The following is a 17117-nucleotide window of genomic DNA, read 5'->3' as shown; positions in this document are numbered from 1 at the left end:
TGAGGACCGGAGGAAGTATTTTTATCAAGAATGATACGCAAAACGAGATGGTTTTCCAAACATGAGATAATTTCCATATTATTCGGTTGCCACTTAATATATATTGAGTATAATTTAGGGCATTGATTAGACCTTGAAGCCATGGGAGCAACCAACACTAATTCCAAAATGCTAGGCACGGGTGCTATGTTCCAAGCGCTCGAAGAACGGCGTGCATGGCGGGAAAATGAGCAGCGGTCCCCTCACTTTTGGGTGCTCGTCAGTGTATTGGGTGATCTCGTGATGGCCATCTTGGCGGCTTATCTGGCTTTCTGGCTTCGATTCCACACCTTCATCCGTGAGATCGGAAATTTCGACAGCATGTCGTTTCGTCAATATGGCGGACATATGGCGTTAGGGAGTCTGTCGCTCATTTTGGTGCTGGGCTGGCAGGAGATTTACCACAAGAATGTACTGCTGCGGACACGCTGGGCATCTTCCAAGATTGCCAAGGGGGTGCTCGTCTGGACGGCCGGATTTCTTGCCATCACCCTCGCGTTGAAGCTGGAGCCCAGCATCTCACGTGTCTATGTGATGCTGAATGGAGCCACCGCGCTGCTGCTTCTTCTGGGCTGGCGCACGCTTTTCATCTCCTTCCTGCGTGCTCCGGGCCGCATCGAAGCTTTGCAGCAGCGCACCCTGTTTGTGGGATGGAATGCGGAAGCCGTTGCCTTGTGGAAGACCATGAAGCGGGACCAGACCGGCTCCTTTGACATCATGGGCTGGGTCAGGACGGGCAGTGTCGAGGATGGCAGCCCTGAGGACGAAGTGGTGCCATGTCTGGGGGATCTGGACGAATTGGAACACCTGGTCAGCACTCACGCGGTGGACATGGTTGTCGTCGCGGATCTGCATGGTCCGCGTGAGCAGATGATCGCCCTCGCCAATCTGTGCGAACGTGAAATGATCCAGTTCAAGGTCATCCCCTCGTATTTCAGAGTGTTCGTGTCCGGTCTCACCCTCGAAACCATCGCGGGCACTCCAGTGCTGGGAGTCACTCGTCTGCCTTTGGATGACACGCTCAATGTCATGATCAAGCGCATAGTCGATATCGTTGGCGCCACGATTGGACTGGTGCTGAGCGCCCCGATCATTGCCTTCTTTAGCGCCGCAGTCTGGCTGGAGTCACGGGGGGCGGTGTTTTACCGCCAGCGCCGCTGGGGTTTCAATGGCGTCCCCTTCAGCATCATCAAGATACGTTCCATGAAGATCAATGCGGAGTCCGCCAAGGGCGCTCAATGGTGCGTCAAAGACGATCCGCGCCGTCTCAAGGTGGGGGCCTTCATGCGCAAGTGGAACATCGACGAACTGCCGCAATTCTGGAATGTGCTGAAGGGGGAGATGAGCCTCGTGGGCCCGCGTCCGGAGCGCCCTGAACTCATTGCCGGATTCAAGCATCAAATTCCGCATTACAATGCGCGCCACCATTCCAAACCCGGCATGACCGGCTGGGCTCAGGTGAACGGCCTCCGGGGCGACACGGATCTCGGTGAGCGCATTCAGTGCGACCTTTGGTACCTTGAAAACTGGAGCCTCTGGCTGGATTTCCAGATCATGCTGCTGACCTTTTTCAAACGGGACAACGCTTACTGATGATTGACCGACAATTGCGTGAAAGTGCGCGGTATACGGTTTTGGCTTGTTGATCCGTCTCAAATCTTTAGGGTCTAGCTCAGTCATCAACCCATGCCGCTTTTCACGGTCTTTACGCCCACCTTCAATCGCGCGCACACACTTCACCGTGTGTTTGACAGTTTGCAGGCACAGACCTGCCGCGATTTCGAGTGGCTGGTGATTGATGATGGCTCCACCGACGATACTCCTGCGTTGATGGCCCGGTACCAGGGCGAAGCCGGTTTTCCCATTCGTTATCTGCGGGAGCCGCACCGTGGCGCACATCATGTGCACAATCTCGCGCTGCGGGAAGCGCGGGGGCTGCTCAGCATCAAGCTCGATTCTGACGACGGCTGCGTGCCGGAGGCACTTGAACGCCTGAAGCATCATTGGGAAAATATTCCCGCAGCCAAGCGTGAATCCTTTTCGGGAGTCACCGGCCTTTGTCGTGATCAAAACGGCCTGCTCGTCGGCTCACGCTTTCCATCGGACCCGCTGGACTGCTCGGCTGCGGAGCTTGAGTACCGTCACAAGGTGCGTGGGGAAAAGTGGGGCTTTATTCGTTTGGATGTGCTGCGCCAGTTTCCTTATCCTGAGGACGTGCCTGGCAACTTCATCCCGGAGTCCTACATCTGGTGCCAGGTGTCAAAGCACTACGTGACTCGTCACATCAATGAGGAACTGCGCATCTATTGGACGGATGCGCCTTCGCTGGTTCATGGCCCTTCCAATCCGCGCACCAATGCCGAAGGTCACCGGCTCATGTTCAAGATGGTGCTCGATCTGGAGAGCGGCTGGTTTTTCACTGCGCCGCTGCGGCTGCTGCGGGCGGCGGTGCAGTACAGCCGCTTTGCGTTTCTGAGTGGTGCTGGCGTTGCTGCCCAGTTTCGTGCCTTGAAATCTTTGGGCGGGCGGCTGCTGTGGCTGGCGGCGGTGCCTGCGGGTGCGTTTCTCTGGAGGCGCGACCGCGCGCGGTTTCCGCAGAAGTGAGGCGGTTCAGTCCCGGGTGAAGGCGCATGGGCCGACCTTGGACCTGGCGTCGATGAAGTGCTCAACACTCTGCCGGAGGACTGCCGCGTTTGGCTGATCGAGCACTTTCTGGAGAGTGGCTAGGACTAGCGCCGCACCAGTGCGGGCTCGGGATACTCAAACGTTTTGCCTTCGTAGTTGCGGATGACGACGCGTTGTTCGTCGCGGACGAGGACGTAGTCGGGGTTGAGCGGGACTTTGCCGCCGCCGCCGGGGGCGTCGATGACGAACTGCGGGATGGCATAGCCGGTGGTGTGGCCGCGGAGTTGCTCGATGATGTCGATGCCATCAGCCACGCTGGTGCGCAGGTGGGAGCTGCCCTGGATCAAGTCACACTGATACAGGTAGTAAGGGCGGACGCGGCACATGAGCAGCTTGTGCACGAGGCTTTTCATCACTTCGGCGTTGTCGTTTACACCGCGCAGCAGCACGCTTTGATTGCCCAGCGGGACGCCGTGATTGGCGAGCATGGCGAGGCCGTCGCGCACTTCGGTGGTGAGTTCGCGGGGGTGATTGGTGTGGATGCTGAGCCAGAGCGGATGGTGCTTTTGCAGCATCTTGCAAAGTTCGGGCGTGATGCGCTGCGGGACGAAGATGGGCACGCGGCTGCCGATGCGGATGAATTCGATGTGCTTGATGGAGCGCAGGCGTGTGAGCAGGGCATCGAGCTTGGCGTCTGAGAAGAGCAGGGGATCACCGCCTGAAAGCAGCACGTCACGCACTTCGGTGTGGCGCTCCAGGTAGCGGAACGCGGCTTCAAATTCGGTGTGCAGCTCCTGTTCGCCCACGCCGGAAACGACGCGGCTGCGAGTGCAGTAGCGGCAGTAGCTGGCGCAGCGGTCGGTCACCAGAAACAGCACGCGGTCCGGGTAGCGATGAACCAGCCCAGGCACGGGCATGTGGCTGTCTTCGCCGCAGGGGTCGCTCATTTCATCGGGATCTTCCAAGGTTTCCTCGATGCGTGGGATCACCTGCCGGCGGATGGGGCAGCCAGGGTCTTCGGCGTCAATGAGATTGAAATAATGCGGCGTGATGGCCATCGCCAGCTTGTTGCCGGAAAGCAGCACGCCTGAGCGTTCTTCGGCCGTCAGTGTCAGGTGTTCCTCAAGTTGTTTGAGGGTCGTGATCCGATTCTTGAGCTGCCAGGAGGCGCTGTTCCAGTCGGAGGGGGAGATGTTCTTGGAGGACCAATAACCTTGAGCGTAGGAGCGGAACTCCTTCTCAGGCAGCGGTGGGGTGTCGTGCATGTACTGCGGGATCGGTGGGCGCGGAGGTTAGGCGCGGGTAGGTTGAAATGTCAAACGTCCCCTGCGGGAGTTTGGGTGCATTCCTTGAAGGGGGGCTCCGAGCCTGCGGCGGCAAGTTGTTCATGATGAGGCTTTGTCACCGCCATCGAGGAAGGGCAGGCTTTCGCCTCAAGGCTGGTGATCCTGCGCTGATGGGCCTAGTCGAGGTGCGAAACCACAATGTAGATACACAGGATCAGTGCTGTGAGCAGGAAGAGGTGACTGGGATGCAGTTTCATGGAGGACTCGTTTCCGTGTCTCCGCATTCTTGAAATTCAAGGAGACATCTGGTGCAAAGCAGCGTGCGTGCCAATGCAGGAGGGCGGCTGCTGGAAGGCCCAAGGCTGTCGCAAAGGTGTTTGCCGCTTAGCGACTACTCGGCCACACTTGGCGCAATGCCCGAAATCGTCCTAGCCACGCTCAATGCCAAATACATCCACAGCTCTTTCGGGCTGCGCTACCTGCTGGCGAATCTGGGTCCTTTGCGGGAGCGGGCGTGCATCGCGGAATTTCAGATCAATCAGGCGCCGCTGGAAATCGTGGAGGCGGTGCTGGCGCATGAGCCGCGCATCGTGGGCTTCGGGGTGTACATCTGGAATGTGGTGGAGACGACGGAGGTGCTGGGGATGCTGCGGCGTCTGCGGCCGGAGATCCGCATCGTGCTGGGCGGACCGGAGGTGTCGTATGAATGGGACGGACAACCCATCGTGGCGCTGGCGGACTATGTGATCACGGGCGAGGCGGATCTGAAATTTGCCGAGGTCTGCGGAGTGCTGCTGGGGGAAGATGCGGCGGCGCAGGCGGCGCTGCCAAAGGTGATGACAGGCGGGCTGCCGACGCTGGAGAAGGTCGCTCTGCCCTATGATCTCTACACGGAGTCGGATCTGGCGAATCGCATTCTGTATGTGGAGGCATCGCGCGGGTGTCCTTTCACCTGTGAGTTCTGCCTGTCCTCCCTAGATGTGCCGGTGCGAGCTTTTGCGCTTGAGGCCTTTTTGCAGGCGATGCAGGGGCTGCTGGATCGGGGAGCACTGACGTTCAAGTTTGTGGATCGTACCTTCAATCTGCACCTGCCGACGAGCATGGCGATCCTGCGCTTTTTCCTGGACCGCTGGCGCGATGGGATGTTCCTGCACTTTGAGATGGTGCCGGACCGCCTGCCGGAACAACTGCGCGACATCATTCGTGAGTTTCCTGCGGGTGCGGTGCAGTTTGAGGTGGGCATTCAAACCTTTGATGAGGCGACCTCGAAGAACATCAGCCGGCGGCAGAATCTGACGCGGCTGGAGGACAATCTGCGCTTTCTGCGCGAACAGACCGGCATCCATGTGCATGCGGACCTTATCGTGGGACTGCCGGGAGAGGATGTGGCGAGCTTTGGGCGTGGTTTTGACCGGCTGGTGAAGATGGGGCCGCAGGAGATTCAGGTGGGTATTTTGAAACGGCTGCGTGGCACGCCGATCGTGCGGCATGATGCGGAGTTTGAGATGAAGTACTCGCCTGTGCCGCCCTACGAGATGCTGGAGAACCGGGACATTCCGTTTGTGGAAATGCAGCGCATGCGGCGCTTTGCCCGCTACTGGGATCTGGTGGCGAACAGCGGGAACTTCACCGCCACGCTGGCGCTGCTGTGGCAGCAGGATGAGTCGCCGTTTCGTGCGTTCATGGCCTTTGCCGAGAGCTTGTACAAGAAGCTAAAGCGCACGCATCAGATCGCGCTGCCGGTGCTGGCGCAGGCGTTGTTTGATCACCTTGCGGATGAGTGCGAAGTGCCACGTGACACCGCAGCAGCCACCATGATGCAGGACTGGAACCGAGTGCCGGGGCGTGAGGGATTGCGCCTGAGCGGGACGCAGACTGCGGAGCGTGAAGCGCCGAAGCGCAGCACGGCGGGAAGCCGGCAGGCGCGGCATGTGGTGGCAGGGTAGGAGAGTCGTGATTACTTCTTCAATGCAGCCAGGGCCGCGAGGGCTGCCGGCTGCCAGTCGTGACCATAGGAGATGATCTTGCCCGTGCGGTCGATCACCACATACGTTGGAATGCCGCGGATGTCATAGTCGCGCCAGGAGGATGGGGCGTCTCCTTCAATGGAAATAGGAAAAGTGTAGTCGGGGTGTTTGGAGAGAAACTCGGTAACTTCCTCGGCCGGGTAGCCGCAGTGGGCGATGATTTCCAAGTCGTTCTTCTGATGCTCCTTCCAGAACGCGGCGACTTTCGGCAGGTTGGCCAGACAGGGGCCGCACTGGAGGCCCCAGAAATCGATGATCCGGACTTTGCCACCTGCTTTTGCCGCGAGAGGTGTCGAGTTGATCCAGGTTTCGACTTGCAGTGGCGGCGCCGTTTGACCGATCAAATTCAGCGGCTGCTCGGGCAAGGAAAAGGGGGCGGGTGGATGCTCTGGAAGTCGCAGTTGCAGCGTAGTGGTGCCGGTCTTGACGCGTCTGCCACACTCAAGTTCCTGCGCTTGCGCGTTGCGTGCTGTGGCCGTGAGGTGAAACCAGCCTTTGACCAAGCCGGTGAGTTCGAAACGGCCCTGAGCATCGGTGTGGGTCCTGCGGCGGAGCAGGTCTGCTGTGATCTCGGCATCGGCCACGGGCTTGCCGGCATGATCCACTAAGGTGCCATTTACTGTGCCGTCGGCATCAGGCATGACCAGATGCAGGTAGTTTAAAGGGACTTCGATGAACTGGTCGGTCTCACGACTGAAGTCTGCCGTTTCCTGAAACGCGCTGACATATACGCTGCCGGCAACCAGGGGGCCGATTTGAAAAGCGCCGTGGGAGTCGGTCTTTGTGTTGTTGTGCACTCCGGGCTGCTTGTCGCCGGAGTAACGGACGTTCGCACCTTCAACAGGACGCCCGGAGCTGTCCACGATGGTGCCTTTGACCATGTGCCCTGGCTCGGTCAGCGTGAACGAAAGCTGCTTTGTCTGGTTCGGGAGCAGTTTCACGTCACGCAACTCTTCACGATTGTACCCGTCTGCGCTGCAGATAATGAATGGCTTCAGGGTTGTCCATAGACGAGGAATCTCATAGCGGCCGTCCGCATCGGTGTCGACTGTCTCCGGAACGAGGTCTGGGATGTCGTCGAAATTGTCCATCAAGCTTACGCGCAAACTCCAATCCAACCATTGTACGCGCGCACCTTGGATGGGAAAGCCGCTTTGATCCGTCACGCGCCCTTCGACACGGGCAAAACCGTCGCGCTTGAGCTGGAGGGTTGCCGACTGGCCGCGTTTTGCGGGCGTGATTTCTGACATGGATCTGGCACCATCCCAGGCGATGGCGGCGACGCCTTTGGCTTCAGCGGGGACGAGGATCGTGAAGGAACCCTCTTTCGAGGTCTTGACCGGCTCGGGTCGCGACCAGGAGTCTTCGGTGGTGAGCATGACCGACACGTTTGCTGCTGGAGTTCCCTCAGGACTCAACACATGACCGGTGACCATGTCGGAGGGTTTCACCGGCTGCAGCTTGAATTGAACCGTCTTGCGTTCGCCACTTTTCACGGTCACCGGGATTTTGAGGTGTGATCCGCTGACATGGTACTCCTTGGGTGGGACGCGTTGCATGCGGTAGTTGACGGTGTGGCTGCCTGCGGGCAGATGGAAAGTAAGCGGCTCCTCCACCTTTTTTCCCGTGTCTTCATCGAGGACTTCTCCTGTCACAATGGCGACGCGCTGAAGGTAGATGTCGCCGACATGGGTCGTTTCTCCTTCTCGCACAGAGGTATGCGACTCAGAGCCGATCCACTCATCGCTGAGCGGTGGGATGAGACGGAGCCTGATCTTGTAGCTGGAAGGCGGGATCTGGGTCAGGACGAAACTGCCGTCATCCTTGGTTCTGACATCATCGCCATAGGCTGTTTTGTAAGGGGTGGTTTCAAGGATGGAAACCAAGACGCCGCCTGCTGGCGCATTGTTGCCATCAACGATGCGTCCGCTTATGGAGCCGGGTTTTGTGAGTGTGACCTTGTGCTCTGCTCCATCATTCTTTGGCAAGGCTGCTGCATAGAGCTTGTGCTTGTCGTAAGGCTGCGCAAAGCGGTTGTCTGCATGATTGAGATAGACTGCGGTATCAAGCGGCAGGTGTGTTATGACACAGCGCCCGTCCTGATCGGTCGTCGCTTTCCACAGATCGCCAGGAAGCTTGGAGATGCTGCCAAATCTCGGGAACCGTTCTCCACGCACGGGCTTGCCGGAAAAGTCGGCGACCCAGACTTCAAGGTTTGCTGCGGGCTGTCCGTCAGGCTGCAGAACCCTGACTTTCGCATTCGCCGAGGGACCGAGAGTGATTTTAATCGCGTGGGGCAGGCCGTTGGAGGTGATCAAGTTAACAAGCGCCGTTCCAACTTGCTTGTCCGGTGCCACGGCGAGCACCTGTGCGCCTAAAACTTTTCTATCACCGAGGCGTTCGCACTGGCCGTGAAACCTGCCATGGGCGTCCGTGTGGCCTGAGGCCAGAATTGGATTCTCAATGGCGCGTGGGTTGGTGCATGAAACATAGACTTCCACGTCTGCCGCAGGTTTGCCATCCGCACGGATCACCTCGCAATCGATCGGAACGGGTTTTGCAGACTCATCAACGGCAAACAATGCCGTGAGGGTCAGGCATAGCATCAGGATCCCATAGTAAGTTATTTTATTCATGTTGCATCATTACATCAAGCACAAGAGTCAAATGCAATGCTTGTGATAAGTGAAATATGGGGGCAGCGGACCAGAATGATGAACAAACAATGGTCAGACGGCGGAATTGATACTATGGAATTCAGACACTCTATTGATGATCACGGGCACCCAGCTCTTTACTCAACTCCACGACTACCCACGCCTGAAAGTGGTGGGCAGTTTTGAGGAACTGGTCATGACGCCGATGCGTGATGGCATCAATGCCCTGTGCTGGCCGCGCATGCTGCCGGGGGATTTTGGCGAGATTGTGGAGAAACTGGAGGTGGGGAAGGGGATCACGAGCATCGATGCGGAGCGTCTTCTGGCGCTGGAATTGAGTGATGCGGGACGGGTGGCGCGCGAGATTTTGCTGCAAGATCAGGAACTGCTGCGCGCCCATGATCTGCTGCCAAGTCTCGACTGCATCAACGGCTACGAAAATGAGATCGAGTCCGACCTGCTGCGGACGGATGTGCAGTCCTGGCATGTGGACAGCGCGACCGTGGAGGCGGACACTTATTTGTGCACGTATTTTGGAGCTGCCTCCGAAGGGCTACGGAATGAGGAGGCGATTCGGCGGGTGGATGTGCCTGAACTGCGTGCGGAGCTATTGGAGCTTTATGATGGAGAAGAGGGGGCGGGGTTTATTGAGTTCCTGAACGAAAGTTACCTGGATCTGCATTACAAGCCGCTGCCGCATGCCCTGCCGTTTTCTTTTGGCCTGGGCCATCTCTGGCGCATTGCCACCCTGTATCCTGAAAGTCCGGTGCCGCCGTGCATTCACCGTGCCCCGGCGACTCTGCCCGGACAGCCGCCGCGTCTGCTGCTGATCAGTTGAGGGATGGACGCAGCATTGCGTCCGGCGTGCAGCGACGCTAGTTTAAGGGACAAGACGCCATGCTAACCCTGCTCCGAGAAATGCTGCACTCGCCCGTGCTGGACATTGTCCAGCGTCTGAAGCATTCCACGGGCATGACGGTGACGGAGCTGTGTACGGCGATGAAGATGAGCTACATGGGGGTGAAGCAGCACTGCGTGGAACTGGAAAAGGCGGGGTTTCTCGACACCTGGCGCCGGCCCAAGGCGGCAGGGCGGCCTGAGAAGCTGTATCGGCTCACGGCCAAAGCGGATGCGCTTTTCCTGAACTGCGGGTCGCCGCTGACGCTGGATCTGCTGGCAACGGCGGAGCGGGTCTATGGCGAAAGCGCCCCGCCAAAGCTGCTGTACACCTACTTTCAGTCCAAGGGGGAGGCGTGGGGCTCCAAGCTGGCCAAAGCCACGACTCTGGAAGAGCGTGCCCGGCTGCTGGCCAAGCTGCGCAGCGCGGATGGATGCATGTGTGTCATGGAGACGGATGCGCAGGGGCGGCTACTCCTGGTAGAACACCACCGGCCGCTGCGGGAACTGGCGGCGCGCTACGGCATCGTGGACGAGCTGGAGTGTGAGCTGATCGAGCGCCTCATGGGCTGCGAGGTGCGTCGTTCGGTGGAAGAAGTGTCGGGTCTGGTGCGTGTTACTTTCCACATCAAGACAACAGCGCATTCAGAATGACTTCAGGTAACGCAGGCAGGACAATGGCATGGATCAAGGCAGTGGCAGCAGCAGGCACATGCCTGCTGGCATCGTGCGGCAGCAGCATCGCTCCGCTGCGGCCTGCCTGGCAGCAGGACCCGAACCTTTTTCATCATGGCTTTCCTGCTTACCAGGAGCAAACGACGAAGACGCCCCACATGGTCGCCCGCATTGTGTATTCCGCGCCGGAGCAGATTGCCCGGATGATGGAACGTCAGGGCGATGTGCCGGATGCGCAGCGCGGATTTGCGCGCATGGGGGACGGCACGGTGGACCTTGCGGTACAGGACGTGGCGTCGGGACAGTGGATTGAATCTTATCTCTGCGGTGGCATTTTGTTTGTGGCTGGACTGCCGCAGCAGGCTTACCGCATCGTGTTAAAAAATCGTACGCCGATGCCGCTGCAGATCGGCGTGGGGATTGATGGCAAGGACGCTGAAACTGGAGGTGTGGCATCTCTCGGGCGTGGCAATCTGCGCGTGGAAAAGAGCGGCACTCTGGTGATGGATCACACGCCGCGGGGGCCGCTGTTGTTTAAGGCGGTAAGTGGTGATGCGGCCTTGTTTGACACCAGCCCGCAGGGGCGTGTGGGGGTTATTCAACTGGCGGTGTTTCTCGCCTCCGACGCACCGAGCATCGGGCCGGAAAAACTGCGTGCCAGCCAGATCGCGCCTTTTGGGCTGTTTCCGATCGGCCGGCCAGAGCAGTATCGGTGAAACGCTGGGCGGTGAATGGATGGTTGTTTATCCCGAGCTTGTGAGTTCTGGGGGCTTGGGTAACATGCCGGGTTCATGCTTCGTTTCTTGCGCCGGCTTCTGCTTTTTCTGGTCACCAGTTTTGTGCTGGCGGGCGGCGTGTATTTGAATACAAAGGCCTTCCACGAGAGCTGGCATGGATTTGTGACGGGAGAACTGGCGCAGCATGGCGTGCACCTGAATTTCGAACGCTTGACGGTGAATCCGTTTGGCGGGCTGGTGGCGCGCGGGGTGAAGGTGTTCAACGACGCGAGCAAGCAGCATATCGTGGCTTCAGTGGACCGGTTGAATCTGGATGTTGATTTTGGCAGCCTGATTGAAGGCAGGGTGAAGATTGATGGGCTGGAGTTGTCGCATGCAAGCATGGCGCTGCCGGTGGACCCGGAACGGCCTGAACTGACGATGATCGAGCTGAAGGATCTCAGCGCGAGGGCTTTGCTGGAAGAACGGCAGCTGGACATCCGGCATGCGGAGGGGTTGCTTTCCGACGGGCTGCGCATCTTGATCAGCGGTGTGCTGGAGCTGCCGGAATCGAAGTCAGACCAGACGGGACCCAGTGCGCAGGAGCGGCTGAGCGCGATACGCGAGCACCGTGTGCAGATTCAACATGGGCTGGACTGGCTGGCGCGGTTTCGTGCGCCGCATGTGCCCACGCTGAATGTGAAGGTCTCCGGTGCGCTGGACCGCCCGCAGGAGTTGAAGGCAGAGCTGCTGTTTCAGGCGGATGGCCTGGAGTTTGAAGATTATGTCTGGAAGGAACTCGTGGCGGAGGCGGAGTATGACGGCGGGTTTGTGGATTTGAAGAGGCTGCATCTGGTGGATCATCTGGGCATGCTGGAGGCCACCGCCACGTGGCGCATCGGTGCTGATCACCTGCGTTTCCGGCTGACGTCGAGCGCCGACCTGCCGGGCCTTGCGCAGGCGTTCTTCAGCAGTGAGCAACTGCGCGAGGTGGTGTTTTATGAAGCACCGCAGCTGGCGCTGGAAGGGAAGATTTTTTTGAACAAGCAAAAGCCCGAGGATTTTCTGCCGGCGGAGGTGACTGGCCGTCTGGATTGCGGGCGGTTTGGCAGCCGCGGTGAGGTTTTCAATTCACTCAGCCTGACGCTTGGAGCGAACCCTGAGGGCATCTTTGTGCGTGATGCTTTGCTGAAGCACAAGACCGGCACACTGGCGCTGGATGTGATGAGGCACCGCAGCCTGGGCTTTCGATACAATCTGGAGCTGCGAATGGACCCCACTGTTTTTCTTCCTTTCGTGCTGCTGCCGAAGACGCGTGAAATCATCCAGCGGTTTGCCTTCGATGAGACATCGCAGATTGATGTGCATCTGTCCTGTGCGGGGCCGTCGACCAACATGCGCGAATGTCCCAGCTCCGGCCACGGTGTGCTGCGCCATTTCAGCTACAAGAATGTGGCGTTTGATTCCGCCGAAATGGATCTGGCATTTCTCGGAGACATCCAAAATTATGCCAATGTGCGGGTGCAGCGCCCGGATGGGCCGGCTGAGGCGGAGCTGGTATTTGTCAACGATGATGACAAGGAGAAGTGGCTGCGGCTCGTCAATGTGCATACGGTCGCGGACGCGGCGGGCATTGTGCGTGCGTTTGCGCCGAAGGTGGCGGACCAGATCGCTCTCTACCGCTTCTCCCCAGGCACGGACGTGACCGCCAACGGCACCATCGGCTACAAGAACAATCCCCAGTTCAACAACTACAAGGTGGATTTCAAAAATCCGGTGGGCGGCGCGCACTACGTGCTGTGGAACGAGGATTATCCGATCAATGCGCCGAATGGAGATGTGCACATTGTTGGCAGCATGTTGAACTTTGATTTCAACGGACGACTTTTTGGGGACACCCTGAATGTCAAAGGCGCAGTGAACCTCACGCCCGGAGTGAGGAGCTATGACGTGGAGGTGCGGGCGGGGCGCTTTCCGTATGCTGTGTTTGGCCGCAAGCTGCCGTTTGAGGAGGTGCGGGCGGAGGTGCACAACCGAGAGGGAGTCTCCCGAATCGACATCGCGGCAGACGTGCTTGGAGGTGACATGACCTTGAAAGGCAGTCTGAACGACAACCGCGAGCCAAACACCTATGAGGGTGAACTGCGCATGAGCGTCCTGAGCTTCCAGCGGTTTGCCCAGGTGTACTCTCCGGGGAATGAAAGTGTGGGGGACATCAGCGGTCATTTCAAATTCACGGGGCGCATGAACGACTGGAAGGCGCTGAAGGGCGGCGGGGCGCTGATCATCGTCAATGGAAACCTTCTTGCCCTGCCTGTGCTCGGACCGCTGACGCCGATCATAGGGGCGTTTCTCCCTTCGCCGATCAAGGGCTACAACGTGGCCAAGAAAGCGGACTGCACGTTTGAGGTGTCGGATGGTTTCATCGTCACAGAAAACATCGAGGCGGAGTCCAGCGCCTTTCGTATCTTCAGCCGCGGGAATGTGGACTTCATCCGCGACGACATTGATTTCAACGCCGAGGTGCGCATGAGGGGCCTTGGCATCCTGCTGTTTCCGGTGACCCAGTTGCTAGCCTACAAAGGTTCGGGCACCGTCGGTGACACCAAGTGGCATCCGCGCATCTTTGGAGGTGGCAACAAAGACGAACGCAAGCCGCCCACGGAAAAGGAATTGCAGGAGGCACAGCGCATTGGTGGGAATCCGGCCAGGCCAAAGGTGAATCCGGCCCCGCCGAGGCAAAGGCCGCTGTTTGGAAACTGAATTCTGTTGATTGAAGGATTTGCTGTCTTCAGGGGGCTGACTGTGGCACTGGGGCCGTATGAAAGTAGAACGACTCAAATACGTGATCTGGGCGGTGGACATGAACCGCGCGGTGAATTTCTATGCCACCGTCTTTGGCGGCACGATCCTCAAGCAAAACGACATCATCAGCGAAGTCTCCATCTGTGATGGCATCATCGGCATTCATGGCGGTGGTGAAGGCAGCCGCACTTGGACGGGGCTGAGCTTTCAGGTGCCGGATGTGATCGAGGGTGCGCGTGAGATTGTGGCCGCAGGTGGTCAGCTTACACGTGAACCGCAGCCTGAGAATGGCGAGCCGCCGCATCTGGCGATGTGTGTGGATACCGAGGGGAATGAGATCATGCTGACGCGGAAGAGGGCGCATTGATTTTCTTATGTGAGCTGGAGAGCTGCGCCGACTGTTTCGCGATGCGCAACCCGGACTGATGCGCGTAAAGCTCCGTCTGGTAATTGCTGATGATCTGGGCCTGATCGACGAAAGACCGGGGGGGAGACATGGCCGTCCGGGCGCTGGGAGGGTTCGGCGGCGAAACAGGGCAGACCAGCGCACTCAGGAGGGGCAAAGGGCGAAAATGAGCGGGCAGCATGATCCTGACCTTGATGCGCGGCGTATGGATGTCCAAACGCGTTGCAATTGCCCCCAAATGGGCCATTCATGCCCCCGACCATGACCCCCAAGATCGACCCCGCCCTGCATCGCGACAAAAAACCGGAATGGATCCGTGTGACGCTGCCGCGTGATCCGAAGTTTTGGAGCACGAAGGGGCTGATCACGGATTTGAAGCTGCACACCGTCTGTGAAGAGGCGCAGTGCCCGAACCGCTGGGAATGCTGGAGCCAGGGCTCCGCGACGTTCATGATCGCCGGAGACCGCTGCACGCGTGCCTGCGGCTTCTGCGCGGTGAAGACAGCCAAGCCTTTTGCGCTGGAAGCTGATGAGCCGCAGCGCGTGGCCGAGGCGACGAAGCGCATGGGCCTGAATCACATCGTCATCACCGCCGTGGCGCGGGATGACATGAAAGACGGCGGCGCAGAGCACTTTGCGCGGACCATCGAAGCCGTGCGTGAAGCCGTGCCGACGATCACGATTGAGATTCTTGTGCCCGATTTCAACGGCAAGGATGATGCGCTGGAAGTCGTGATGAAGGCAAAGCCGCACATCTTCAATCACAACCTTGAAACCGTGGAGCGCCTGACGCCGCTGGTGCGCAGCCGCGCCATGTATCACCGCAGCCTGCATGTGCTTAAGCGTGCGAAGGCGATGGCGGAAGAACTCGGCTCCAAGTGCGCCACGAAGAGCGGGCTCATGCTTGGCCTGGGCGAGACGGAGACGGAACTGTTTCAAGCCATGGACGACCTGCGCGAGCATGACGTGACCGTTCTGACTCTGGGCCAGTATCTACGTCCTTCACCCCAGCATCTGCCGGTGATCGAGTATGTCCACCCGGACACGTTTGAGAACTACAAGCAGATCGCCTTGAAGAAGGGCTTCCGCCACGTGGCGAGTGCGCCGCTGGTGCGCAGCTCGTACCATGCGTCGGATTTCAAGCCTGAGCTGGATTTGGAGTAGGCTCGTTTCGAACGCTGGCGGTTTATTTGCGGAAGCCGCCAGCCATGCGGTTCCAAAAGTTTGCGAGGGAGATCACGAAGCCAAGAGCCACGATCTCCTGCTCTGAGAACAGGGTGGTCAGTTGATCGTATTCCTGTGCATCGTCATGGACGGTTGCCTTGTGTGTCAGTGCCTCGGCCCAAGCCAGGGCGGCCTGCTCACGAGGAGTGAACAACGAGGAAGTCCGCCACTCAGGAAGCTGTTCGAGGCGTGCCTGCTCTTCTCCCTGGTGTCTTGCTTCTGCCCGGTGAAGTTGGATGCAGCAGGCGCAGTGGTTGATCTGGGAGACATGGAGCTCGATCAGTGCCCGCAGGTTGGGTGCAATGGAGGTTTGGGCCAGGTCGCGCGTCAGTTGTCGAAAGCGGGAAGTCAGTTCCGGCTCGATTTGGGAGTAATCAATTCTCATGGGCTGATTAAAGGGTGCCGGTTTCCAACTGCTCCAGGTAGATGAAGTCGGGTGCTTTGACACCGGCTTCGGCTCTGATTTGTACAAGCTGGGGGGATTCAAAAAAGCTTTTTGCATCGGCAATGGATGTCCATGTCGAGAAGTGCACGATTTTTTTTGGATCGTCGTGGTAGCTGAGGACCTGATAGGAGCGCTCGCCTGCTGCTTTGCGAATGCCTGCGGCGCGGTCGAAGATGTTTTTCCATGCCGTGTAGTCGGCGACTTCGTGGATGATGAGAACGTGCTGCACTGGGGTGGTGGGTTGAGGTGAGTGCACAGTTAAAGAGGCATTGATTCTTGTGGAAATGCTATCAATGCATCAGATTGATGTGCAGAAAGCATGAATCGTCCCTCCATCCATGAGCTTGAGTGCTTCGTTGCCGTTGCTGATGCCTTGAGCTTTTCCAAGGCTGCCGGGAAGCTCAACCTTTCCCAGCCAGCCTTGTCCCGGCAGATTCAGGGGTTGGAGTCCAAGCTGACCGCCCGCCTGCTGGAGCGCCACACGCGAGCTGTTTCATTGACGCCTGCTGGCAGGCTCTATCTGGATGATGCGAAGCAGTTGCTGATCCAACTTGACCGGGCGGCGGAGGTCATCCGCCGGGTGGGAGCCGGGGAACCGCAACGACTGCGACTCGCCTTTGTGGGTGCGTTGCTGGATGATGGACTGGTGAGGCTGCTCCAAATGTTTCGTGCCGCACGTCCCGATTGCCAGGTTCACATGGTTGACATGGCCCCGGCAGAACAACTGGCGGCCTTGGAGGCTGGAGAGATCGACGGGGCTTTCATTGGAGAGGCTCCCGCCAAGGTTTCCCGACAAATAAAGACCTTGGTCTGGAAGCGAGAGCCTCTGCAGGTGGTCTTGCCGGAGCAGCATGTTCTGGCCAGAGATGCATCGCTGAAACTCGCCCAACTCAAGGCTGAAAGCTGGGTGATGGTTTCCGCGAAGGCTGCTCCGGGTTTCAGAGAGCATGTGAGTGGGCTTTGCAGGCAGGCGAAGTTTCAGCCGAAGGTGGTGCAGGAGTCAGATCGTGTGGCGGCTGTGCTTACAATGGTCGCCGCAGGCCAGGGGGTCAGCGTATTGCCGGAGTCCTTGTCGCGCTGGCTCGGTGTTGGCGTGGTCTTTAAAAAGATGCATGAATCGAAAGCGATGCTGACGCACGCCTTTGCGTTCAGGCGCGGTGATCCTGGAGCTGAACTGCAGGAGTTTGCCCGAATGCTGGGGGCGCGGTGATGCTGAGACGGCTTTTACTATGCCATGCGTATGCATTAGTCTGCGCCTAATGAAGGGGCGGTAACGTGAAAGCGTGTTGCGTGCGCGGTATTTCGCGTTCTCTTC

General features: G+C 58.7%; 14 protein-coding genes. 10 read left to right on the top strand and 4 right to left on the bottom strand.

The genetic code is table 11. The features are described from left to right. Window positions 1–282 precede the first annotated feature (282 nt). A complete protein-coding gene (locus tag ACILSL_RS10600; protein WP_395731995.1) occupies window positions 283–1632 on the top strand; it encodes an exopolysaccharide biosynthesis polyprenyl glycosylphosphotransferase in 1350 nt (449 codons plus the stop codon). A gap of 93 nt (window positions 1633–1725) precedes the next feature. Continuing rightward, entirely contained in the window at window positions 1726–2643 is a 918-nt protein-coding gene (locus ACILSL_RS10595; RefSeq protein ID WP_395731992.1) for a glycosyltransferase family 2 protein, read from the top strand. Window positions 2644–2768: 125 nt separating this feature from the next. Here ACILSL_RS10595 and ACILSL_RS10590 read toward each other — a convergent pair whose 3' ends face one another. Continuing rightward, on the bottom strand, window positions 2769–3929 hold the full coding sequence (locus ACILSL_RS10590; RefSeq protein WP_395731991.1) for a KamA family radical SAM protein: 1161 nt from the start codon (window positions 3927–3929) through the stop codon (window positions 2769–2771). 434 nt (window positions 3930–4363) lie between these two features. Between ACILSL_RS10590 and ACILSL_RS10585 the strand changes: the two genes are divergently transcribed. Continuing rightward, complete coding sequence (locus ACILSL_RS10585; protein ID WP_395731990.1) at window positions 4364–5896, top strand: DUF4080 domain-containing protein; 1533 nt, start codon at window positions 4364–4366, stop codon at window positions 5894–5896. An 11-nt stretch (window positions 5897–5907) separates the two neighbouring features. On the opposite strand, the gene ACILSL_RS10580 is transcribed toward ACILSL_RS10585, so the two are convergent. Beyond that, window positions 5908–8613 carry a carboxypeptidase regulatory-like domain-containing protein gene (locus ACILSL_RS10580; protein WP_395731989.1) on the bottom strand — a complete coding sequence of 902 codons (2706 nt, stop codon included), beginning with the start codon at window positions 8611–8613 and terminating at the stop codon, window positions 5908–5910. 136 nt (window positions 8614–8749) lie between these two features. Here ACILSL_RS10580 and ACILSL_RS10575 point away from each other — a divergent pair, with 136 nt between their 5' ends. The 6 genes from ACILSL_RS10575 to lipA all read left to right on the top strand — a co-directional run bounded on the left by ACILSL_RS10575 (window position 8750) and on the right by lipA (window position 15297). Continuing rightward, window positions 8750–9472 carry a hypothetical protein gene (locus ACILSL_RS10575; protein WP_395731988.1) on the top strand — a complete coding sequence of 241 codons (723 nt, stop codon included), beginning with the start codon at window positions 8750–8752 and terminating at the stop codon, window positions 9470–9472. 59 nt (window positions 9473–9531) lie between these two features. Next, entirely contained in the window at window positions 9532–10185 is a 654-nt protein-coding gene (locus ACILSL_RS10570) for a helix-turn-helix transcriptional regulator (protein WP_395731987.1), read from the top strand. Beyond that, window positions 10182–10922, top strand: coding sequence for a hypothetical protein (locus tag ACILSL_RS10565; protein WP_395731986.1), 741 nt, complete (start codon window positions 10182–10184; stop codon window positions 10920–10922). The genes ACILSL_RS10570 and ACILSL_RS10565 overlap by 4 nt, the downstream gene beginning before the upstream one ends. Before the next feature lie 75 nt (window positions 10923–10997). Continuing rightward, on the top strand, window positions 10998–13685 hold the full coding sequence (locus ACILSL_RS10560; RefSeq protein ID WP_395731985.1) for a hypothetical protein: 2688 nt from the start codon (window positions 10998–11000) through the stop codon (window positions 13683–13685). 58 nt (window positions 13686–13743) lie between these two features. Beyond that, window positions 13744–14094 (top strand): VOC family protein, encoded by a 351-nt coding sequence (locus tag ACILSL_RS10555; RefSeq protein WP_395731984.1) that lies wholly within the window; start codon window positions 13744–13746, stop codon window positions 14092–14094. Between the two features lie 288 nt (window positions 14095–14382). Next, window positions 14383–15297, top strand: a complete 915-nt coding sequence (gene lipA, locus ACILSL_RS10550; RefSeq protein ID WP_395731983.1) for a lipoyl synthase — start codon at window positions 14383–14385, stop codon at window positions 15295–15297. A gap of 22 nt (window positions 15298–15319) precedes the next feature. Here the strand turns inward: lipA and ACILSL_RS10545 are convergent, their stop codons facing one another. Both ACILSL_RS10545 and ACILSL_RS10540 read right to left on the bottom strand, forming a co-directional pair. Then, window positions 15320–15742: a carboxymuconolactone decarboxylase family protein gene (locus ACILSL_RS10545; RefSeq protein ID WP_395731982.1), complete on the bottom strand. Its 423-nt coding sequence runs from the start codon at window positions 15740–15742 to the stop codon at window positions 15320–15322. Between the two features lie 7 nt (window positions 15743–15749). Next, a complete protein-coding gene (locus ACILSL_RS10540) occupies window positions 15750–16031 on the bottom strand; it encodes an antibiotic biosynthesis monooxygenase (protein WP_395731981.1) in 282 nt (93 codons plus the stop codon). A 90-nt stretch (window positions 16032–16121) separates the two neighbouring features. On the opposite strand from ACILSL_RS10540, the gene ACILSL_RS10535 reads away from it, so the two are divergent. Beyond that, window positions 16122–17012 carry a LysR family transcriptional regulator gene (locus ACILSL_RS10535; RefSeq protein WP_395731980.1) on the top strand — a complete coding sequence of 297 codons (891 nt, stop codon included), beginning with the start codon at window positions 16122–16124 and terminating at the stop codon, window positions 17010–17012. Window positions 17013–17117: the final 105 nt, after the last annotated feature.

Origin of the sequence: Prosthecobacter sp. (assembly GCF_044222345.1) — a bacterium.
In the GTDB taxonomy this organism is placed as follows: Bacteria; Verrucomicrobiota; Verrucomicrobiia; order Verrucomicrobiales; family Verrucomicrobiaceae; genus Prosthecobacter.
Note: the sequence above shows the minus strand (reverse complement) of the source record. Positions and strands in the feature narration are given on the sequence as shown.